This window comes from Sphingomonas sp. Xoc002 (assembly GCF_050408055.1).
GTDB classification, from domain to species: Bacteria; Pseudomonadota; Alphaproteobacteria; order Sphingomonadales; family Sphingomonadaceae; genus Sphingomonas; species Sphingomonas yabuuchiae.
Window position 1 is genome coordinate 1160001 of the sequence record NZ_CP191175.1, and the last position, 22150, is coordinate 1182150.

The 22150-nt window shown below is 66.5% G+C and carries 12 protein-coding genes, 1 tRNA gene and 2 rRNA genes (1 of these 15 running past the window's edge); 8 read left to right on the forward strand and 7 right to left on the reverse strand.

The genetic code is table 11. The features are described from left to right. The 3 genes from ACQR50_RS05410 to ACQR50_RS05420 all read left to right on the forward strand — a co-directional run. Positions 1 to 1702: ribosomal RNA gene (locus ACQR50_RS05410) — 23S ribosomal RNA — on the forward strand; it begins 1121 nt to the left of the window's first position. A 168-nt stretch (positions 1703 to 1870) separates the two neighbouring features. Then, positions 1871 to 1985: ribosomal RNA gene (gene rrf, locus ACQR50_RS05415) — 5S ribosomal RNA — on the forward strand. 56 nt (positions 1986 to 2041) lie between these two features. Continuing rightward, a tRNA-Met gene (locus tag ACQR50_RS05420) sits at positions 2042 to 2118 on the forward strand. 300 nt (positions 2119 to 2418) lie between these two features. Here ACQR50_RS05420 and ACQR50_RS05425 read toward each other — a convergent pair. From ACQR50_RS05425 to ACQR50_RS05450, 6 genes are all read right to left on the reverse strand, one after another. Next, positions 2419 to 4551, reverse strand: coding sequence for a TonB-dependent siderophore receptor (locus ACQR50_RS05425; protein WP_428970100.1), 2133 nt, complete (start codon positions 4549 to 4551; stop codon positions 2419 to 2421). A gap of 88 nt (positions 4552 to 4639) precedes the next feature. Then, a complete protein-coding gene (locus tag ACQR50_RS05430) occupies positions 4640 to 5296 on the reverse strand; it encodes an alpha/beta fold hydrolase (protein ID WP_428970101.1) in 657 nt (218 codons plus the stop codon). A gap of 37 nt (positions 5297 to 5333) precedes the next feature. Continuing rightward, on the reverse strand, positions 5334 to 5981 hold the full coding sequence (locus ACQR50_RS05435; protein WP_428970102.1) for a YjbE family putative metal transport protein: 648 nt from the start codon (positions 5979 to 5981) through the stop codon (positions 5334 to 5336). Between the two features lie 4 nt (positions 5982 to 5985). Further along, entirely contained in the window at positions 5986 to 7287 is a 1302-nt protein-coding gene (locus tag ACQR50_RS05440) for a CitMHS family transporter (RefSeq protein ID WP_428970103.1), read from the reverse strand. Between the two features lie 33 nt (positions 7288 to 7320). Continuing rightward, complete coding sequence (locus ACQR50_RS05445; RefSeq protein WP_428970104.1) at positions 7321 to 8811, reverse strand: OprO/OprP family phosphate-selective porin; 1491 nt, start codon at positions 8809 to 8811, stop codon at positions 7321 to 7323. After that, on the reverse strand, positions 8808 to 9884 hold the full coding sequence (locus ACQR50_RS05450) for an ABC transporter substrate-binding protein (RefSeq protein ID WP_428970105.1): 1077 nt from the start codon (positions 9882 to 9884) through the stop codon (positions 8808 to 8810). The genes ACQR50_RS05445 and ACQR50_RS05450 overlap by 4 nt, the downstream gene beginning before the upstream one ends. A gap of 100 nt (positions 9885 to 9984) precedes the next feature. Here ACQR50_RS05450 and ACQR50_RS05455 point away from each other — a divergent pair, with 100 nt between their 5' ends. Continuing rightward, positions 9985 to 10650 carry a response regulator gene (locus ACQR50_RS05455; RefSeq protein ID WP_428970106.1) on the forward strand — a complete coding sequence of 222 codons (666 nt, stop codon included), beginning with the start codon at positions 9985 to 9987 and terminating at the stop codon, positions 10648 to 10650. Then, positions 10640 to 12028, forward strand: coding sequence for a sensor histidine kinase (locus ACQR50_RS05460; RefSeq protein WP_428970107.1), 1389 nt, complete (start codon positions 10640 to 10642; stop codon positions 12026 to 12028). The genes ACQR50_RS05455 and ACQR50_RS05460 overlap by 11 nt, the downstream gene beginning before the upstream one ends. 39 nt (positions 12029 to 12067) lie before the next feature. Here ACQR50_RS05460 and katG read toward each other — a convergent pair whose 3' ends face one another. Further along, on the reverse strand, positions 12068 to 14299 hold the full coding sequence (gene katG, locus ACQR50_RS05465; protein ID WP_428970644.1) for a catalase/peroxidase HPI: 2232 nt from the start codon (positions 14297 to 14299) through the stop codon (positions 12068 to 12070). A 350-nt stretch (positions 14300 to 14649) separates the two neighbouring features. Here katG and ACQR50_RS05470 point away from each other — a divergent pair, with 350 nt between their 5' ends. The 3 genes from ACQR50_RS05470 to galA all read left to right on the forward strand — a co-directional run bounded on the left by ACQR50_RS05470 (position 14650) and on the right by galA (position 22141). Further along, entirely contained in the window at positions 14650 to 16335 is a 1686-nt protein-coding gene (locus tag ACQR50_RS05470; protein ID WP_428970108.1) for an alpha-L-fucosidase, read from the forward strand. A gap of 128 nt (positions 16336 to 16463) precedes the next feature. Then, complete coding sequence (locus tag ACQR50_RS05475) at positions 16464 to 19259, forward strand: glycosyl hydrolase 115 family protein (protein WP_428970109.1); 2796 nt, start codon at positions 16464 to 16466, stop codon at positions 19257 to 19259. After that, the gene (galA, locus tag ACQR50_RS05480) at positions 19256 to 22141 is read left to right on the forward strand and encodes a beta-galactosidase GalA (RefSeq protein WP_428970110.1); all 2886 of its coding nucleotides are present in this window, start codon (positions 19256 to 19258) and stop codon (positions 22139 to 22141) included. Before ACQR50_RS05475 ends, galA begins: the two co-directional genes overlap by 4 nt. Positions 22142 to 22150 lie beyond the last annotated feature (9 nt).

The following is a 22150-nucleotide window of genomic DNA, read 5'->3' on the forward strand; positions in this document are numbered from 1 at the left end:
GCTTAGAAGCAGCCATCCTTTAAAGAAAGCGTAACAGCTCACTGGTCTAAACAAGGGTTTCTGCGGCGAAGATGTAACGGGGCTCAAGACACGCACCGAAGCTTAGGGTGTACACGCATGTGTACGCGGTAGCGGAGCGTTCCGTAAGCCTGCGAAGCGATCTGGTAATGGGTCGTGGAGGTATCGGAAGTGCGAATGCAGACATGAGTAGCGATAAAGAGGGTGAGATGCCCTCTCGCCGAAAGACCAAGGGTTCCTGCGCAAGGCTAATCCGCGCAGGGTGAGCCGGCCCCTAAGACGAGCCCGAAGGGGGTAGTCGATGGGAACCACGTTAATATTCGTGGGCCTGGTGGTGTGTGACGGATGGTGTGTGTTGTCTGACCTTATCGGATTGGTCAGGCTTCGAAACTGTCCCGGGAAATAGCCCCACCGTATAGACCGTACCCGAAACCGACACAGGTGGTCAGGTAGAGTATACCAAGGCGCTTGAGAGAAGTGTCCTGAAGGAACTCGGCAAATTGCCTCCGTACCTTCGGAAGAAGGAGGCCCCATGTAAGCGCAAGCTCTCATGGGGGGCACAGGCCAGGGGGTAGCGACTGTTTAGCAAAAACACAGGGCTCTGCTAAGTCGGCTTCAAGACGACGTATAGGGCCTGACGCCTGCCCGGTGCCTGAAGGTTAAGTGGAGGAGTGCAAGCTCTGAAATGAAGCCCAGGTAAACGGCGGCCGTAACTATAACGGTCCTAAGGTAGCGAAATTCCTTGTCGGGTAAGTTCCGACCTGCACGAATGGCGTAACGACTTCCCCACTGTCTCCAGGACATGCTCAGCGAAATTGAATTCTCCGTGAAGATGCGGAGTACCCGCGGTTAGACGGAAAGACCCCGTGCACCTTTACTGCAGCTTCAGAGTGGCATTGGACAAGAACTGTGTAGCATAGGTGGGAGGCTTTGAAGCATTGGCGCCAGCCGATGTGGAGCCATAGGTGAAATACCACCCTGTTGTTGTTTAATGTCTAACCTCGTACCGTGAAACCGGTACAGGGACCCTCTGTGGCGGGTAGTTTGACTGGGGCGGTCGCCTCCTAAAGAGTAACGGAGGCGCGCGAAGGTTGGCTCAGGCCGGTTGGAAACCGGCTGTTAGAGTGCAATGGCATAAGCCAGCCTGACTGCGAGACTGACAAGTCGAGCAGAGACGAAAGTCGGTCATAGTGATCCGGTGGTCCCTCGTGGAAGGGCCATCGCTCAACGGATAAAAGGTACGCCGGGGATAACAGGCTGATAACCCCCAAGAGCTCATATCGACGGGGTTGTTTGGCACCTCGATGTCGGCTCATCACATCCTGGGGCTGGAGCAGGTCCCAAGGGTTTGGCTGTTCGCCAATTAAAGTGGTACGTGAGCTGGGTTCAGAACGTCGCGAGACAGTTTGGTCCCTATCTGCCGTGGGCGTCGAAATTTGAGAGGAGTTGACCCTAGTACGAGAGGACCGGGTTGAACGTACCTCTGGTGTACCTGTCGTCGTGCCAACGGCGCAGCAGGGTAGCTATGTACGGACGGGATAACCGCTGAAAGCATCTAAGCGGGAAGCCTCCCTCAAGATAAGATTTCTCAGGACGGTCGAAGACCACGACCTCGATAGATCGGATGTGGAAGTGCGGTAACGCATGGAGCTAACCGATACTAATTGTCCTATTCGCGCTTGAGAGCTCCACACCCCCACCATCAGCCCTGGGCTACGATGGCAGGGTGCGGTCATAATCCCCAAGCCAGGTGCATCGATTTTATACCCACACTCCCCGAAGCGAGGCCTCCTCTCCTCGGGGACCCCATCAAATACCACTTGATGGGGATTGTTATTCGCGGACTCTATTGCCTGGTGGCCATAGCGTCGGTGTCCCACCCGATCCCATCCCGAACTCGGCCGTGAAACCCGACTGCGCCAATGGTACTACTGCTCAAGCAGTGGAAGAGTAGGGCGTCGCCAGGCATTACAGCCCGCGAATACAAAAACCCATTCACTCGTCTCACCACCTTCCAAAGCGTCGCGGGGTGGAGCAGCCCGGTAGCTCGTCAGGCTCATAACCTGAAGGCCGCAGGTTCAAATCCTGCCCCCGCAACCATCACCACACACCACTCGCCGCCCCCACGGGCGGCGTCGGCGTTTGGGGCATACGACGCCCTCAGCCCCGGCTGAACACGGCATCACGCATCACGCGGCCACCTTGCCCCATGCGAAAAGAGACGGACATGGCCTTCGCCTTGTCCGCCCCTCCCGCCGATCCGCAGCCCGATAACGCCGCAACCCTGCCTTAAGCCTTCAGACCCTTCGCCATGTTCAGATGCGCCGTCACCGTCGGCACCAAACCGCTCGCAAAGCTCTTCAGCGCCGGGGCGTCGCCCCGCACCCGATCGGCCCTCGATCAGAACCGGAATCGCAATTCCGCCAGCACGGTCCTCGGTTCGCCCGGGAAACTACCGCTTTGCAGCGAGAAGCCGGAGGCAGCGTAGCGTTTGTCGAACAGATTATCGACGCGCAGCATCAATTCCATAATGCCCAGCGACTTGGTGATCGAGGCATCGAAGATCGTATAGGGCTGCACCGCCTGGCCAGCGAGGCTGATCCGGCTCGACAGATATTCGCCGCCAAAGCCGATGGCGGTGCCGATCGGGGCGATTTGATACCGGGTCCAGAAGCCGAGCTGGTGCTGCGGCGCATTGGCGAAGCGGTTGCCGACGGCATTGGTCAGCGACTGGCCCGGAACGGTGCCGGTGATCCGGGCGTCGTTATAGGCATAATTGGCCATCAGCACCCAGTCGGGCGTGATGTCGGTCGCCAGATCGATCTCGAACCCCTTGCTCGTCACCTGGCCGATGGGGCGGAGCTGGTCCTGCCCGTTGACGGGGGCCAGGCTGGGGTCGACCTGAAGCATGTTGCGGCGGACGATCCGATAGATGGCCGCATTGGCCTGAAGCCGCCCGCCCAGGAGCATCGATTTGACGCCGCCTTCGATCTGCCCGCCCGTGACCGGGGCGAAGGGGCCGCCCGCATCGGGATTCTGGCTGGCCGGGCTCTGCGGCTCGAAGCTGCCTGACCAACTGGCGTAAAGCGACACGTCCTTGCGCGGCTTGGCGATCGCCCCGGCACGATAGGTGAAGCGGCCGTCGCCATAGGTGTCGTTTGTGGGCGGCCCGCCGCGGCGACGGTTGGTCGCCACGGTGTCGTCGAACCGGTCGTAACGGACCCCGCCCACCAGCAGCAGCGCGTCGGTGACGGTGATCTGGTCCTGCAGATAGGCACCGGTGCGCCGGCTGCGCGTATTCGACGTCTCGAAGGGCAGGGCGGCAGCGCGGGCCACGTCGCGGCCGGTCACGGTGTAGACCGGATTGCTGAGGCTCAGCGGCGTCACGCCCGAACGCACGATGCGCGAATTGAAGATGCTGGTCTCGTCATACCAGTCGGCGCCCGCCTGGAATTTGTGGACCATGCCGAACAACGGCACCTTCGCGGTGGCGTTGGCTATGAAGGACAGGCCGTCGACGTCGCGGATCTGATCGCGAAACTCGCGCGCGATCAGGTCGGAACTGCCGCTCACGAAACCGCGTGCCTCGTGATATTGCTGGGTTTCCGTCGCCTGAAAGTAGCGCGCGCCCGCGTCGAAGGTGATCGCACTACCGATATCGGTGGCGTAGCGCGCCTGATAGGCTTGCGACTTCAAATGGAGGAAGTCGGTGGGCTCGTTGGCGTTCCAGCGGATATCGCCCAGGAAATTGCCGTCATTGTCGACCGGCACGCCGCGCAGGCGATTGCCGCGCAGGAAATTGTCGTAGACCGTGGCCTGCACGGTCAGCTTGCCGCCCTGGTTGGTGCGGAAGGACAGGCCGCCATCGCCGATCAGCGACGTATTCTTCGTGTTGTAGCGGAAGGGCGTCATCCCCTCATAGAAGCCGCCGAGCCGATAGGTGACGACGCCGTTCGCATCGACCTTGCCCGTCGCCTCGGACGAGATGCCCGCGCGACCGTAATTGCCCAGCGTCGCGACCGTGCGCAACGCACTGACCTCGCTGGGCGTCTTGGAGACATAGTTGATGATGCCGCCGGGCGAGCCGGGGCCGAAGAACAGGCCCGCCGGTCCCTTCAGCACCTCGACCCGGCTGACGGTGAACAATTGCGGCACCGAAAAGCCGATAAAGGGATTGCCGCGCTGGCCGTCATAGAAGGACTGGTCCTGCCGGAAGCCGCGAAAGGTGATGCCCGCATAGCTGAAGGCGCTGACGCCCGAGATGTTGCGATAGATATCGGTCGCGTCGCGCGCGCCCTGATCGGTGAACAGCTCCTGGTTGATGACCTGAAGAGCCTGCGGAATGTTCAGCGGGTCTTCGGCCGTCTTGCCGACGGTCGTCGTATCGACGCGGTAGAGATGCTGCGCCCGCCCGGTCACGACGATGTCCTCGCCGGGGGGAGGGGTGTCCCCGATGGGATCCGTCGTGCCCGCCATGGCGGGCGCACAGATCAGCAAGGCGGCCAGGCTGGCCACACCGTTCAAGACATTCATGGCTTAACCCCCTTATCGCTATCGACTCGCAGTAACGTCGATAGCTTGGGGGCGCAACCATGGTTTGCGGCAGCGCGGCGACGCGCGGTCAGCCCTGCAACCAGTCGCGCAGCAACATGGTTACCTCGCCGGGGCGCTCGATCGGGGCCAGATGGCCGCAATTGCGGATTTCGTGAAAGCGCGCACCGGTGATGCGATCCGCCAGCTCGCGCGCATCGGTGGGCAGGCAGATGCGGTCGCGATCGCCCACCGCGACCAGTGTCGGCACCCGGACCGCCGCGATGGCCGGGCCGATATCGGGCCGGGCGAGCAGGGCACGCTGCTGCCGCTCGAACACCGCCGTACCGACGCGCTCGGCCATGGCCTGCACCGGGCCGCTCACGATCGGGGTCAGGGTCGGGTCCGCGTGCGGCGCGGTGGCGAGCAGGCCCTGATCGGCGACGGTGCGCGGGCGCATCTGCATCGAGGCGCGGGTGCCGAACAGTGCCACGCGTTGCACCCGCTCGGGGGCCTGCCGGACGATCTCCAGCGCGACATAGCCGCCCAGGCTGACGCCCGCGACCGTGAAGCGCGGCGGGGCATGGGCCAGCACGCGCGTCGCCATCGCCTCCAGCGTGTCGTCGACGGTCAGGTCGCCCAGCATCGGATGGGTGATGTCGCTGAGGCCGACGACCTGCCGGGCCCAGAGCTGCCCGTCGCATCCCATGGCGGGCAACAGGACGAGGGGCGGCGCGTTGCGGATCATGGCTATGTCTCCCGAAGAATGAGGTTGCGCGGAGGCGTCAGGTGAACAGGGTCAGGAGGCCGCGTGCCGGGTCGGTCAGCCCCTCCCAGATCATCTTGCCCGCGACCCACAGGATGACGAGCAGTCCGACATAGGCGAGCCAGCGATAGCGCTCGATCACGCGCGCCAGGATATTGGCGGCGAGGCCCATCAGCGCGACCGACAGAATCAGGCCGATGGCGAGGATGCCGGGATGGTCGCGCGCCGCGCCCGCGACCGCCAGGACATTGTCGAGGCTCATCGAGATGTCGGCGACCGCCACCGCCCAGGCGGCGGCCCAGAAGCGGCGCGGCGCCTGTTCGGCGAGGGGATCGTCCTCGCCCGCACCGCCGCGCAGCTCGCGCCACATCTTCCAGGCGACCCAGACCAGCAGCAATCCGCCCGCCAGTACCAGCCCGACGATCTGGAGCAACTGCGTCACCACCAGCGCGAAACCGATACGCAGGACGAGCGCGGCGATGACCCCTACCAGGATCACCTTGCGCCGCATCGCGGGGGGCAGCCCGGCCGCCAGCGCGCCGACGACGATAGCGTTGTCGGCGGCCAGCAACACGTCGATCATGACGACCTGGGCAAAGGCGGCGAGCGCGGCCGGAGAGCCGATCGCGGCGAAGTCGGCGACGATATGCTGCCAGAGCGTTGCCATCGGATCAGCTCACCAGCGGGAAGGCGAGGACGGCCATCCCGACCAGCGTCATCACCACGCACACCATGGCGGCCGGAACCAGCGTGAAGCGCTGGTGATCGGCGAGGTCGATGCCCGCCAGGCTGACCAGCAGATAGGTCGACGGCACCAGCGGGCTGAGCAGATGGACCGGCTGGCCCATCAGCGAGGCACGCGCGATCGCCATCGGCGACACGCCGTAATGCGCGCCTGCCTCCGCCAGGATCGGCAGCATTCCGAAATAGAAGGCGTCGTTGGAGATGAAGAAGGTGAAGGGCAGGCTGAGCATCGCGGTGATCGGCGCCATATAGGGCCCCAGGACCGGCGGGATGAAGCCGACGACTTCCTTGCTCATCGCCTCGACCATGCCGGAGCCGGACAGGATGCCGGTAAAGATACCGGCGGCGAAGATCAGCGAGACGACCGACAGAACGTTACCGGCATGGGCGGCGATCCGCTCCTTCTGCTCGGCGACCTGCGGATAGTTGACGATCATGGCGATGGCGAAGGCCAGCATCATCAGCACCGACAACGGCAGGATGCCCGAGACCAGCCCCGCGATCAGCGCCAGGGTCAGCGCACCGTTGAACCAGCGCAGATGCGGGCGGCGCGCCTCCGGGAATTGCGACACGGCCATGCCGGTGAAGGCGGTCGGCTCGTTCGACTTCACATGGCCGATGCGGCGACGCTCCTTGCGGCCGAACCAGATCGCCAGGCCGATCAGGAAGGCGAGGCCCGCGATCATGCCGGGGATCAGCGGCAGGAACAGCGTCGCGGGATCGAGCTTCAGCGCGCTGGCGGCGCGGGCGGTCGGACCGCCCCAAGGCGTCAGGTTCATGATGCCGCTGGTGCTCATGAGCAGGCAGCACAGGTACAGCCGGTTCATGTCGTACCGCTTGTACAGCGGCAGCAGCGCGGCAATGGTGATGATGTAGGTCGTCGACCCGTCGCCATCCAGGCTGACGATCGCGCATAGTACGACCGTGCCGATCAGGATCGCCATCGGATCGCCGTGCACGACCCGAAGCAGCCGGTTGACCAGCGGATCGAACAGCCCGGTATCGGTCATGATCGAGAAGAACAGGATGGCGAACAGCAGCATCACGCCGGTCGGCGCGAGGTTCTTGATGCCGTCGATCATCATGTCGCCGAGGCCCGAGGCGAAACCGGCGATCAGAGCGAAGGCGGTGGGCACGACGATCAGCGCGACGAGCGGGGTCATCCGCTTCGTCATGATGAGCGTCATGAAGGTGGCGACCATCAGGAAGCCAAGCAGGGCAAGATCCATCGAAGGATGCTCCGTGAGAGGAGAAAGGGGCGTTTAGAAGGTGACGGCGATGCGGGTGCCGATCGTCTCGCCGCTGTCGGGGCCGGTATAGGTCCCTGCGCGATTGTCGGTGTCCCAATGGACCCAGTTGAACTGGAGCCGGGTGAAGCTGTTGAGATACCAGTTCACGCCTGCCGTGGCGGCCCAGCCGCGCCCGCCGGTCAAGAGACTGGTATAGTCGAGATTTTCGTAGCGCGCGGTGAGCTCGATCGCGCCCGGTCCGCCCTCGAAGATCGGCTTCAGGACGCGCGGCTGGCCGAAGCTGCCGAGACGCGGGTTATAGGGGGGCAGGTCGCCGGTGACGAACCAGCCGCCCGACAGGCTCCATGCCTTGCTGAGGAAGTCGGGGCGTCCGCCGGTCAGGCGCGCACGGCGCTCGCCCGCTTCGGCCATGATCCAGACCGGGCCGACATAGCCGCCCAGCTCGGCACCATAGCCAGTCGTGCTGCGCCCGCCCAGCAGCGCGCCGGTCGACACGCGCAGCGCGCCGTTGAAGCGGCCACCGATCACCGTGTTGCGCGTCAGCGTGGTCGCGCTGGCGGACAGCGCCTCGTCGAAACCCCATAGGCCGACATGCAGGACCGAATGGTCGCTCTTGATCGGGTTCCAGTGCGCGCGGCCCAGCACCGTGCGGCTGTCATTGCCGCCCTGGTTGCCATCGATCCGGTCGCCGGTCAGCGTCAGCGAGGCGTGGCCGGTCTTCCAGAACAGGCGTGGCATGATGCCGACGCCATAGAAGCCGCGCTGCGGGATGATCGCGGTGGAGACGACGGTGCGCTCCATGAACGGCGTCGAGTCCGATCCCGTCGAACCTTCGAACCCGCGATCGTTGAACAGATGCCCGGCGCGCAGGTCGTAATCCAGGCCCGGTCGGATGCGGTTGCGCCAGCCGATAAAGGCGGTGACGATATCGACTTCGTTCTCCGAGAAGTCGGACTCGAACTGGTAGAAGAAATGGGTGCCGACCCCGCCTTCCAGACCCAGGCGCAGCGCGCGCATGCCGGTCGTCGTGATGTTGCGCCCGTCATAGGCCGATCCGAAGGTCGAGCTGACATCGGTCAGGATGCGGCCGCGCGGCTTGAAAGTGTAGATGCCGTCGGCCGAGTGGAAGACGGGCAGGCCCGCACCCCATTCGGTGGTGACCCCCGCCGCATTGGCCTGCCGCGCCTGCGCGACGTCGCGTTCGGCGGGGCCGGGGGGGACCAGCTGCGGCGCGAAGGGGCGGGTGACGGTATCGCGGCCGATCGTGTCGCTTTGCGCCAGTTGCGGCGCGGGCGGGGTGATCGGGGCAGGAGCGGTGACCGGAGCGGGCGCGGCGGCGGTCGTACCCTCCAGCCGGTCTAGCCGGGCGCGCAGGGTCGCGATCTCGGCGGCCTGCTGGCGGACCAGAGCGGCGAGGTCGTCGTTGCTTGGCGTCTGGGCGAGCGCGGGGGTGGCGGCCAACAAGGCGACCAGCGCGGTGGCGGTTCGGATCGGGGTCATCATTTGGGGGCCTCTTGAGCAAGAGTGGCGCGCCAGTCGGCCAGGAAGCGGCGGCGCTTGATCGTGTCGAGATTGACGAGAAGCTGCGGCCCGACGCGGATCGGGCGTTGCTGTTCGGCGGACAGGCGGGGTGCACGGACATCGGCGCGCACCGGCAGCAGCCATTGCCGGGCGAGCAGCGTCTGCCCGGTGCGCGACAGCAGGAAGTCGAGGAACAGTCGCGCCGCCGCCGGATGCCGGGCATCGCGCGCAATGAAGGCGACGCGCGAGGCGACGATCGTATAGTCGCGCGGGAAGACCACCCGGATGTTCGGGTCGCGCATCGCACGGGTCAGGGCGTAGGGGCCGACGACATTGTACGCGATGGCGATCCGCCCCGCCGACACCGCATCCAGCATCGGCTCGGTGGTGCGCGACAGCATCGGCCGGGTCGCCGCGATCGCCTGCACCAGCGAGCGGGTGTCGCGGGTGATCGCATGATCCTCGGTCAGGTAGAGATAACCGACATTGGACCGGGCGGGGTCATAGGTCGCGACCTTGCCTATCAGCTGGGCGCGACGGGTGCGGAGCAGTCGTTCGAACGCCTCGTGCGTGCGCGGCACCTGTCCGGCGGGGATCAGGCGGCGGTTGACGACGAAGGCGACCGGTTCGGCGGTGACGCCATAACCCATATTCTTCCACACCGCCGTGGCGGGGAGCGCGGGCTTTTCGGGACTGAGATAGGCTTGCGCATAGCCGTCGTTGATCAGCTTGGCCTGGAGGTCCATCGCCGACGACCAGACGACATCTGCCCCTGCTGCCTTGCCCCGCGCCTCGCCGACGACGCGGTCATAGATGGTGCTCGATTCCAGATCGTCATAGCGCACCTGGACGCCGGGATAGGTGCGGCGAAAGGCCGCGATCAGCGGCTGCATCGCGGCGGTGTCGGCATTGCCATAGATGCGCACCAAACGCTCGCCGCGCGCATTGGCGACCAGCGCGTCATAGGAGCGGGGATAACCGGCCGGGCGCTGCGCATCGGCGCGAGCGGGCACGACGGCACCCAGCATCAGCATCGATAGAATTACCATTCGCATCGTTCAGGTCCTCTCGCTTCCCGCCTCTGAGTTCGGGTAAGCTCAATGCCATGGACTATCCCGCCAAGCTGTCATCCGCCTTTCACGGAAGGGCTGCGTCATGCGGATTCTGATCGTCGAGGATGATGCGGCGCTGGCACGCGGGATCGTCGCGCTGCTCCGCGCGGCGGGACATGCGGTCGATCATGTCGCGACCGGCGAGGATGCGTTGATGGTCGCGGCGGACGAGGCCTATGCGCTGGTCGTCCTGGATGTCGGATTGCCGGATATCGACGGTTTTTCGGTACTCCAGACGCTGCGGCGCCAGGGTAACCGCGTGCCGGTGATGATGCTGACCGCGCGCGATGCGCTGGACGACCGGGTGCGCGGGCTGGACCTGGGCGCGGACGATTATCTGCGAAAGCCCTTCGCGCCGGAGGAACTGGAGGCGCGTATCCGGGCGCTGGGGCGGCGGCGCGGCGGCGATCCGACGCCCGAGCTGGTCGTCGGGGCGCTGGTCCTCGATCGTTCGCGCGGCGCCGCGCGAGTGGGGGCGCGGGCGCTCGACCTGCGTCGCCGCGAATGGGCGGTGCTCGACGCGCTGGCCACCCGCGCGGGGCAGATCGTGCCGCGCGAGACGCTGCAATCCGAGGTGTTCGGCTATGACGAGCCGGTCGGGCCCAATGCGATCGAGGTGAACATCACCCGGCTGCGCGGCAAGCTGGCCCCCGACGGTCCGGCGATCCGCACCGTGCGCGGGGTCGGCTATATGCTCGATGCCCATTAAGCCGCCGCGCGGGCGTGCCGTAGCGCTGCGTACCCGGCTGCTTGCCGCGATGCTGGCGCCGATGCTGGCGATCGCGGTGCTGCTGGGGCTGGCGGGGGCGACGCTGATCGCCGATGTGGTCCGCCGGACCAACGACCGGGTGCTCGGCGGCGCGCTGGGCGCGGTGGCCGAGACGGTGCAGGTAGAGCGCGGCGAAGTGACGCTGGACCTGCCCGCCGCCGCCTTCGGCATGCTCGAGAATAGCGAGCGCGACAATGTCTATTACCGGATCGCGGTGGGCGGGCGTCTGCTGACCGGCTATGCCGATCTGTCCGCGCCGAACATCGCCGAACTGGCGCTCGACACGCCGCGCTTCCGCTTCGCGCGCTACCGTGACCAGGATATCCGTATCGCCGAGGTGCGCCGCGCGCTGCCGCGGATCGACGCGCCGGTGATCGTGCAGGTGGCCGAGACGCTGGACGGTCGCCGCGCGCTGCAACGGCGGTTGGTGATCGCGCTGCTGCTGGGCGAGTTGCTGCTGGTGGGCGTGGCCATGTTGCTGATCCGCCCGGCGCTGGCCTGGAGCCTGCGGCCGCTGGCGGGGCTGCGCGGGGCGGTGGCGGCGCGGGACACGCGCGCGACGCCGGATTTGTCGCCGCTCGACACCGGGCCGTTGCCGGTCGAGCTTCGCCCGCTGGCCGATGCGTTCAACCATCTGCTCGCCCGGCTGGACAGCGCGACGGCGGGCATGCGGCGTTTTACCGCCGATGCCTCGCACCAGATGCGCACGCCGCTGGCGGTGTTGAAGGTGCAGGTGGCGCTGGCGCGGCGCGGCAGTCCGGCGGCGCTGGGCGAGATCGCCGACGCCGCGGACCGGCTGGAACATCTGGTGAAGCAGTTGCTGGCCCTGGCGCGCGCCGAGGAGGCGGGCGTCGCGCCGCCGCGCGAACGGGTCGACCTGCGCGAAGTGGCGGTCGCGGTCATCAACCGCCGTATCGCGCAGGCGATCGAGGCGGGGGTGGAAATCCATCTCGACGCACCCGCCGACATCGTGATCGCCAGCCACCGCACCTTGCTGTTCGAAATCCTGTCCAACCTGCTCGACAATGCGATCCGCTATAATCGGCGCGGCGGTCAGGTGATGCTGACGGTGTCGGACGAAGCGGGGCAGGGGATCAGGATCGACGTGGCCGATGACGGCCCGGGCCTGCCCGATGCGGAACTGGCCCGGCTGGGCGAGCGCTTTACCCGCCTGTCGACCGCACGCGACAGCGAGGGCAGCGGGCTGGGCCTCGCCATCGTCCGCTCGGCCGCGTCGCGCCTCGATGCGACGGTGGAGATCGTGAATACCCGGCCCGGCCTGCGCATCACCTTGCGCTTTGGGGCGACGAATGGTTGAAAAGCCCGGCGAGGCTGGACCTTGCCGGGCTTTCGGAGATCAGAAGCGATCCGCGTCCATGACCTTCGTCCAGGAGGCGACGAAGTCGTTCACGAACTTCTCCCTGGCGTCGTCGGCGGCATAGACCTCCGCCACGGCGCGCAATTCGGAGTTCGATCCGAAGATCAGGTCGACCGGCGTCGCGGTCCAGCGGGCGGCGCCCGTCGCGCGGTCCTTGCCCTCGTACAGGCCCGGCGTCGCCGACTTGGTCCACACCGTGTCCATGCTCAGCAGGTTGACGAAGAAGTCGTTGCTCAGCGTTCCCGGACGGGTCGTCAGCACGCCGTTCTTCGACCCGCCGCTATTGGCGGCCAGCGCGCGCATCCCGCCGACCAGTACGGTCATTTCCGGCACGGTCAGGTCCAGCGAGTCCGCCTTGTCGACCAGCGCCTCGGGCGCGCTGACTTCCGCCTTAGGCCCGTAATAGTTGCGGAAGCCATCGGCGACCGGTTCCAGATGGGCAAAGGACATGGGGTCGGTCTGCGCCTGGGTGGCGTCGACGCGGCCGGGCTTGAACGGCACGCTGACCGTCATGCCCCCGGCCCGCGCGGCCTGCTCGACCGCCGCATTACCGCCCAGCACGATCAGGTCGGCCATCGACACCTGCCGTCCGCTGCGCGCGAAGTCCTTCCGGATCGCGGTCAGCCTGGCCAGCACCGTCTTCAACTCGGCCGGATCGTTGACCGCCCAGCCCTGTTGCGGGTCCAGGCGCAGGCGCGCGCCGTTCGCCCCGCCGCGCATATCGGTGCTGCGGAAGGTCGAGGCCGAGGCCCAGGCGGTGCGGATCAGCGCCGGCCCCGACAGGCCCGATGCCAGGACCATCGCCTTCAGCCGGGCCTGATCCTCCATACCGATCGGGGCGAAGCTGGCGGCGGGCAGGACGTCCTGCCAGACATAGGACTCGGTCGGCACGTCCTTGCCCAGATAGCGGGCACGCGGGCCGAGGTCGCGATGGGTCAGCTTGAACCACGCGCGCGCGAAGGCCTGGGCGAACAGGTCGGGGTTCTTCTGCCAGCTCTCCAGAATCTTGCGGAAGGCCGGATCGTCCTTCAGCGCCATGTCGGTGGTGAACATGATCGGCGCGTGGCGGACACCCGGCAGATGCGCGTCGGGCACCAGTTGCGCCGCCGCCGGATCGGTCGGAATCCACTGGGTGGCGCCCGCCGGGCTCTTGGTCTTCACCCAGTCATAGTTGAGCAGATTGTCGATATATTGGGTGGTGAACTGGGTGGGCGTCGCCGACCAGGCGCCCTCCAGGCCCGAAGTGATCGTGTCTTGGGCATTGCCCTTGCCGCACGTGTTAGCCCAGCCCAGGCCCTGCTGTTCGATGGCACCCGCGGTCGGCTCGGCGCCGAGGCACGGCTTTTGGGCATGTGCGCCATGCGCCTTGCCGAAGGTGTGACCGCCCGCGATCAGCGCCAGCGTCTCCTCGTCGTTCATCGCCATGTTGCCGAAGGCGCGGCGGATATCGGCGGCGGCACCGATCGGATCGTGATTGCCGTTCGGCCCTTCCGGGTTGACGTAGATGAGGCCCATGGTGGTCGCCGCCAGCGGACGCTTCAGCGTGCCGTCCGCCTTGGTGCGCTCGGTGCCCATCATCTTGGTCTCGGGGCCCCAGTAGACGACGTCCGGCTGCCACGCATCGACACGACCACCGGCAAAGCCGACCGTCTTGAAGCCCATATCCTCCAGCGCGACATTGCCGCTGAGCACCATCAGGTCGCCCCAGCTGAGCTTGCGGCCGTATTTCTGCTTGATCGGCCAGACCAGGCGGCGGGCCTTGTCCAGGCTGACATTGTCCGGCCAGCTGTTCAGCGGGTCGAAGCGCTGCTCGCCACCGTCCGAACCGCCGCGCCCGTCACCGACGCGATAGGTGCCCGCGCTGTGCCAGGCCATACGGATGAAGAAGGGGCCGTAATTGCCATAGTCGGACGGCCACCAGGGCTGCGACGTGTGCAGGACGCGGCGGATGTCGGCTTTGACCGCCTCCAGGTCCAGGCTGTTGAACTCCTTCACATAGTCATAGTCCGCCCCGTAGGGATTGGCGCGGGTGTCCTCATGTTGGCGCAGCGCCGTCAGGTCGAGGCGGCTGGGCCACCAGTCGCGGTTCGTCATGCCGCCGGGCCGGGCGGCGACCGGCGCGGGCGGGTCTTGCGTCACGGTCTTGGCGGCGGTCGGCGCCTTGGGCTGGGGGCGGTCGGTCTGCTGCGGCGCGCTGGTCAGCGCGGCCATCATCGCGATCAGGGAAACGGGTGCAATCGGCATGGGGCCCCTTTGGTCTGTTATTCGTGTTGCGGGGCGCGATTAGAAAACCGGGTCTCGATGGCAAAGCGAGATAACCCGATTACAGTCATCGATTGCATGGTGCGGTGCGGTAGTTTCGGATGGACAAGAGGACAGACGACTTGGTGCACTGTCACGCCTGCTCCGACACGCCTTGCAAACTCCGACAAATGTGAATTATGATCGCGCTTATAACATAATGCTTTCACAGAAGAGAGCAGGGCGGGTGACGTAACCCGAGCGGACGGACTTGAAAGTGCCGGTGCGAGCGACCGGATCGATGGCAGGGAGAGCGAGGGATGAAGGCGAACAGACGCGAGATGATCGGGGGCGCAGTTGCGGCGGCGGCACTGGCGCCCGCAGCGGCCTCGGCGGTGCCGACGGCGCCGCAGGCCATGGGAGCGGGGCGTGCGCTGAAGGTGCCGCCGCCCTCGCGCTTCACGCCGGATTGGGCGTCACTGACGGCTGGCTACAGCGTGCCCGACTGGTTCCGCGACGCCAAGTTCGGCATGTGGGCGCACTGGACCGCGCAGTGCGTGCCCGAACAGGGCGACTGGTATGCCCGCGAGATGTATCTGCCCGGCAGCCGCGCCTACAACCATCACCTGAAGACCTATGGCCACCCGGCCGATGTCGGCTTCATGCAGATTCAGAACAAGTGGAAGGCGGACCGCTGGGACCCCGGCCGCTTGCTCGACCTCTACAAGAAGGCGGGCGCGAAATACTTCATGGCGCTGGCCAACCATCACGACAATCTCGACGCCTATGATTCCAAATATCATGCATGGAATACGACGCGGGTGGGACCGCGCCGGGATATCGTCGGCGAATGGGCCAAGGGCGCACGCGCGCGGGGTCTGCGCTTCGCCGTGTCGAACCATTCGGCCCATGCCTGGCACTGGAACCAGCCCGCTTATGGCTACGACCCGACCGGTCCGCGCGCGGGTGAACGCTATGACGCCTATAAGCTGACCGCCGCGCAAGGGCGCGGGCAATGGTGGGAAGGGCTCGACCCGCAGCAGCTTTATACCGGCCGCCACATGCCGATGCCCGATGGCATCCGTACCGAGGCGGAAGCCAATGCCTGGCACGAGGCGACCGACCGCCTGTGGAACGAGGGGGTTCCGGCGGGCTCGAACTTCGCGCCCAACTGGCTGCTCCGCGCCAAGGATCTGGTCCAGAAATACCAGCCGGACATGGTCTATTTCGACAATTTCGACCTGCCGCTCGAGCAATATGGCCTGGATTTCACATCCTGGTTCTACAACCAGTCGATGCAGTGGAATGGCGGCCGCCTGGAAGCCGTCGTCACCAGCAAGATGACGCCGCCGCAGCGGCGCACGGGCATCGTCGACGATGTCGAGCGTGGCGGCAAGAATTACATCGAGCGCTTCCCGTGGCAGACCGACACCTGCATCGGCAACTGGCATTATGATATCGAGACTTATCGGAACGACGGCTACAAGTCGGCGGCGACCGTCATCCACACCTTGTGCGACGTGGTGTCGAAGAATGGCAATCTGATGCTGTCGGTGCCGATGCGCGGCGACGGGACGATCGACGACAAGGAAGAGAGAATCGTCAACGATATCGCCGAATGGATGGGCCGTTATGGCGAGGCGATCTATGCCAGCCGCCCCTGGAAGCTGAACGGTGAGGGCCCGACGCGCGGCAATTCGGGCAATTTCTCCGAAGGCGGTCCCAAGTCGGCTTACACCGCACGCGACGTGCGATATGTGACGCGCAACGGCAATCTCCATGCGCTGGTGATGGGCTGGCCCGAGGACAATATCGCGCGCATGACCCTGCTGGCGCAGGGCAACCCGACCATGCCGGGCCAGATCCAGCGGGTGACGTTGCAGGGCGACAATAGCCCGCTGCCGTTCAAGCGCACCGCCGAGGCACTGGAAGTCACGCTGCCATTGGGCGCGCGGCATGAGATCGGCATCCCGCTGATCATTTCGGGCAACGGCGTCACCGCCTGATGACGGGAGGGGCCGTTTCGGACGGCCCCTTTCCGTGGCCTCTAAGCGGCCTCTAATTGGTCAGGCAAATTAGCTTTACAGCTTGAGCCGCCAGGTTAGACTGATCCGATAACCATGGGGGTGGGCGGATGAAGCGGGCACGGATCACGGTCATGGGCGCGGGCCTGGCATCGTTGCTGAGCCTCGCCATGCCCGCTCAGGCCGCCGAGTTCGACTTCACGCGAGCGAGCCTGTTGGCGGCACCGGACGGCGAGGGGACGACCCGTATCGCCGCCGAGCTTCTGGCCCGCGATCTGACCGGGCTGGGCGGGCGGCCGGGCGCGATCGTTGATGATGTCGCGAACTGCGCCCCGATGTGCGTCGTGATCGGAACGACGGCTTCGCCGATCGTCCAGCGGCTGGCGGCGGAGGGCGGCGTCGATCTGTCGCCGATCAAGGATGGCTGGGAACGCTATGTCCGCGCCGGGGTCCGCGTGGCCGGACGGCGCTATCTGCTGATCGCTGGATCGGACGCGCGCGGCGCCGCTTATGGCGTGACCGACCTGTCCCGTGCGCTGGGCGTGTCGCCTTGGGAATGGTGGGCGGACGTCACCCCGCGCCGTCGTAATCGGATCGCCATCGATGACGCCGCCTTCGTCTCGCGCGAGCCGTCGGTGAAGTATCGCGGCATTTTCCTGAACGACGAGGATTGGGGGTTGGAGCCCTGGGCGGCCAAGACCTTCGATCCGCAAAAGGGCAATATCGGCCCCAGGACCTATCAGCGTGTCTTCGAGCTGATGTGGCGGTTGAAGGCCAACACGCTGTGGCCTGCGATGCACTCGATCTCGACACCCTTTTTCGGCGATCCGGGCAATGCGCCGCTCGCAAAACGCTATGCGATCGTCATCGGCAGTTCCCATGCCGAGCCGATGCTCCGCAACAACCTGCGCGAATGGGACGAGGGGCAGCGCGGCGGCTTCGACTTCACCCGGCGGCCTCAGGCGATCCTGGATTACTGGCGCGAGCGGGTGGGGGAGACCAGGGGGCAGGAGGCGTTCTACACGGTCGGCCTGCGCGGCCTGCACGACGGGCCCATGCAGGGCGTGACGACCACGGCGGCGCGGCGCAGCATTCTGGAGGACGTGGTCGGGCGGCAGCGTGGGCTTCTGGCCGACACGCTGGGCAAACCGGCGGCGCAGGTTCCGCAACTCTATGTGGCGTATCATGAATTGCAGGAGGCCTATGACGCCGGGCTGACCCTGCCGGGTGACGTCACGCTGATGTGGACCGACGACAATTACGGCTATCTGCGGCGGTTGAGCACGCCCGAGGAGCAGAAACGGCCGGGCGGGGCGGGGGTCTATTATCACCTGTCCTATTGGGGGCGGCCGCATGACTATCTGTGGCTGGGCACGACGCATCCCGCGCTGATCCGCGAGGAGATGGGGCGCGCCTGGGCCACCGACGCGCGGCGCATCTGGGTGGTCAATGTCGGCGACATCAAGCCGATCGAATATCTCTCGCAATATTTCCTCGACCTGGCCTTCGACGCCAAGCTGCTGGACGAGGCACCGCGCGAGCATCTGCGCCGTTTCATGGCCGAGCAGTTCGGCGAGGCGGAGGCGGGCAATATCGCCGATGTGATGATGCGCTTCTATGACTTGGCCTGGCCGCGCAAGCCCGAGTTCATGGGCTTCGGCCAGACCGAATGGGTCACGCCCAACCGGCCTAGCGCCTATGTCCAATCGGATGGTGAGGAGGCGCAGGCGCGGGTTGCGGCGTATCGGACGCTTGCGGCACAGGCCGAGGCGATCGGCGCGCGTATCGCAAAGGATCGGCAGGACGCCTTTTACGAGCTGGTCCTCTATCCGGTGCGCGGCGCGGCGGGGCTGAACACGCGCATCCTGTCGCTCGACCTGGCCGAGCTGTACGCGCGCGATCAGCGCGCCAGCGCCAATGCCTATGTCGCGCGGGCCAGGGCGGCAAATGCCGGGCTGATCGCCGACACGGTGCGCTATAATGCATTGGCCGGGGGCAAGTGGCGGGAGATGATGGACATGGCACCGCGCCGCCTGCCCGTCTTCGCCGAGCCGATGTGGCCGAGCTGGCAACCCTCCACGCAGACGGGCTGCGCCACCGGGCTATGGGGCGCATGGATCGGCGATGAGAATGTCCTGACCTTCACCCGTGGCGTTCCGGCGGAGCGACCCGTCACCCTCTATCAACATCAGCCGCAGGCGACTTCGTGGGTCGTAAGCGACATGCCGGCGGGCCTGTCCTTGTCGCAGGGCAAGGGCGAGTTGAACGAGCGCGGCGGGTACGAGCAGCGGATGACGCTGCGTTATGACGGCAAGGGCGCGGTCGGGCCGGTGACGCTGCGCTGCGGCGAGCGGCCGGTGGTCGTCCATGCGACCGCACTCGCCCCGCCCAGGGTCGAGCCGGACACGGCGATCGAGGACGAACGCCGCGTCACCATGCCTGCGCTCGCGGCGCGCTATGGTGGAGATTGGGAAGCGATCCCCGACCTCGGCAGCCAGCATGGCGCGTTGCGGGCGAAGCTGACCCTGCCGACGCGCGGCTCGGCGGCGCAAGGGACGCCCGCCACCTGGCGGTTCGCCACTATGACCGAGGCTGGCGCGACCCTGCGCGTCGTCGCGCTGCCGACCCATCCCCGCGACCCCGCGCACGGCTTGCGCGCCGCCGTCCGGCTGGACGACGGCGAGTGGCAGACGGTCGATTTCGCGACCACGGGGCGCAGCGATCAGTGGCGGCAGAATGTCCTGACCAACACCGCCGTCGTAAGCCTGCCGCTGAAGAGCTTTGTCGCCGGGCATCACCGGGTGGCGATCGTGCCGCTCGATCCCGGATTGACCCTGGATCGTGTTGAGCTGGTGCTCGATGGCGCCCGCCCGCTTTATGCGCCCCTCCCGGAGACTGCCCGATGACCGTGACCCGCCGCACCCTGCTCGCCAGCGGGCTGGCCGCGCCCGCGCTAGGCAAGCCCGTTCTGGCGGCGAACACCCGGCTCGACCTCGACAGCGGCGATGCGCCCGCGCCCTTCGACGCGATGCCCGAACCGCCATTCGTCTCCGAACCGGGGCTGCTCCGTCTCGATAGCGGCTGGCTGTTCCACAAGGGCGACATCGCGGTGCCGCCGATCCTGGGGCATGAGGAAAGCTACCAGAATGCCAAGGCCGGGATCGCGCAGGGGGCGGCGGCGGTCAGCTATGACGACAGCGACTGGCGCAGCGTCGAACTGCCGCATGACTGGGCGATGGAGGAGGTGGTCGATCCCCAGGCCAATGTCGCGCAAGGGTATCGGCGGCGCGGGATCGGCTGGTATCGCCGCACGCTGAAATTGCCCAGCGAATGGCGCGGCCGCTATCTGGAGGTGCAGCTGGGCGCGGCGGCGACCAATGCCAAGGTCTGGTTCAACGGCGTGCTCGTGGCGCACAGCTTCAGCGGCTATACCGCCATCCTGATCGACATCACCCCCTATGCCCGCTTCGGCGAGGAGGTGAACACGCTGGCCGTCCGCGTCGATGCCGAGACGATGGAGGGCTGGTGGTACGAAGGCGCGGGGCTGTACCGTCACAACTGGCTGGCGGTGCGCGACGGGGTGAGCATCGTCACCGACGGCCTGCACGCCGATCCACGTCGCGAGGGTACGTGCTGGACGGTGCCGGTCGCGCTGACCGTCTCCAACATCCAGAAGACGGCGGCGACCGTGCGGGCCGAGGCGGTGCTGATCGACCCGGCGGGCCGCACCATCGGTCGGGCGGAGACGGACGTGACCGTCGATCCGCTCAAGACCGCCGAGGCGAAGGTCACGATCCCGGTTGCGTCGCCGCAACTCTGGTCGGTCGACCAGCCGACGCTCTACCGGGTGGAGACGCGGCTGCTGCGCGACGGCAAGCCCATCGACGCCCGCGCCACCCGGATCGGTTTCCGCGAGATCCGCTTCGATGCAGGCACCGGCTTCTACCTCAACGGCGTGGCGACCAAGATCAAGGGCGTCTGCGTCCATCAGGACCATGCCGGGGTCGGCGTCGCCATGCCCGATGCGATGTGGGAGTGGCGCATCCGGCGGTTGAAGGCGATGGGCTGCAACGCGCTGCGCTGCTCGCACCATGCGCCCGCGCCCGAACTGCTCGATGCCTGCGACCGGCTGGGGATGCTGGTCATGGACGAGAACCGCAACTTCAACCCCAGCCCCGACTATCTGCGCCAGCTGGAGTGGCTGGTCCGCCGCGACCGCAATCACCCGAGCGTTTTCCTCTGGTCGGTCTTCAACGAGGAACCGATGCAGGGCACCGAGCAGGGTTACGAGATGGTCCGCCGCATGGCCGAGGCGGTGAAGCAACTCGACACCTCACGCCCCGTCACTGCGGCGATGAACGACGGGATGTTTTCCCCGCTCAACGTGTCGGATGCGGTCGATGTGATGGGCTTCAACTACCAGCATCGCCGCTATGACAGCTTCCATGCGGCGCATCCGACCAAGCCGATGACCAGCTCGGAGGATACCAGCGCCTTCATGACGCGCGGGGTGTGGAAGACCGACATGGCCGTCCATGACGTCAGTTCCTACGACACCGACGCCGCCGAATGGGGCCTGACCCATCACGAAAGCTGGCGGATGATCGACACGCGGCCCTTCGTCGCGGGGACGTTCGTGTGGACCGGCTTCGACTATCATGGCGAGCCGACGCCGTTCGAATGGCCGACGACCAGCAGCGTGTTCGGCATCATGGATCTGTGTGGTTTCGCCAAGATGGCCTTCCACCTGCGTCGCGCACAATGGGTCGACGATGCGCCCGCCCTCGCCATCGCGCCGCACTGGACCTGGCCGGGGCGCGAGGGGCAGGCGATCCGGGTGCTGGCGCTGACCAATGCCGAGACGGTCGAGCTGCGCCTGAACGGGAAGAGCTTAGGCACGAAGACGGTCGACCGGTTGGCGATGCCCGAATGGCAGGTGCCCTACAGCCCCGGACGGCTGGAGGCGGTCGGCTATCGCGCCGGGCGCGAGGTGTCGCGCACGGCCGTCGAAACGGCGGGGCAGCCGGTCGCGTTGAGGCTGGTCGCGGATCGTGGCGGGATGCTGGGCACGGGCAGCGACGTTCAGCCCTTCACCGTGATGGCGGTCGATGCGCGCGGGCGGGTGGTGCCGGACGCGGATGCCCCGGTGAGCTTCCGGGTGACGCGGGGCGCGGTCATCGGTGTCGGCAATGGCGATCCCAACGATCATGACTCAGAGGTCGTGCCCGCGCGTCGCCTGTTCCACGGGCTGGCCCAGGCGCTGGTCCGTGCCGAGGCGGGGGCGGGGACGCTGACCGTCGAGGCGACCGCGCCGGGCTTGAAACCTGCGCGGGCCACGGTGCGCGTGATCGCCGCCGAGCCTCTGCCCGCGCTTCCTGCCACCCGGCCGGTGGCGATGCTGACCGACTGGAAGCGGAGCGACTTCACCGCGACCCGGCCCGATCCGCTGCGACGTTATGCGGGCAATGACATGAACAGCCTGGTCTATGCGCGGCCCGGACGGCTGGAGGGGCCGGGCGAGGGCGTGTGGTCGACCTATCGCACCAGCTTCAAGCCGCGCCGCCGGGTCGCGGAGCAGGGCGGCGCGGTGGTCTTCGCCGAGCTCGTCGGCCGCGCGGAGGCCTGGGTGGACGGAGTGAAGCGGGCGGAGAAGACGGACTTTGCGGGCGCGCCGCTGGTGGTGCCGTTCCCCGCCGGGGCGGGTGAGCGGCAAGTCGTGCTGGTCGTGGAGGCGGCGCCGGGCAAGGCTTCGGGCCTGGGGCGGACGATTTCGGTTCGCGAGCGGTGACCCGAGGAC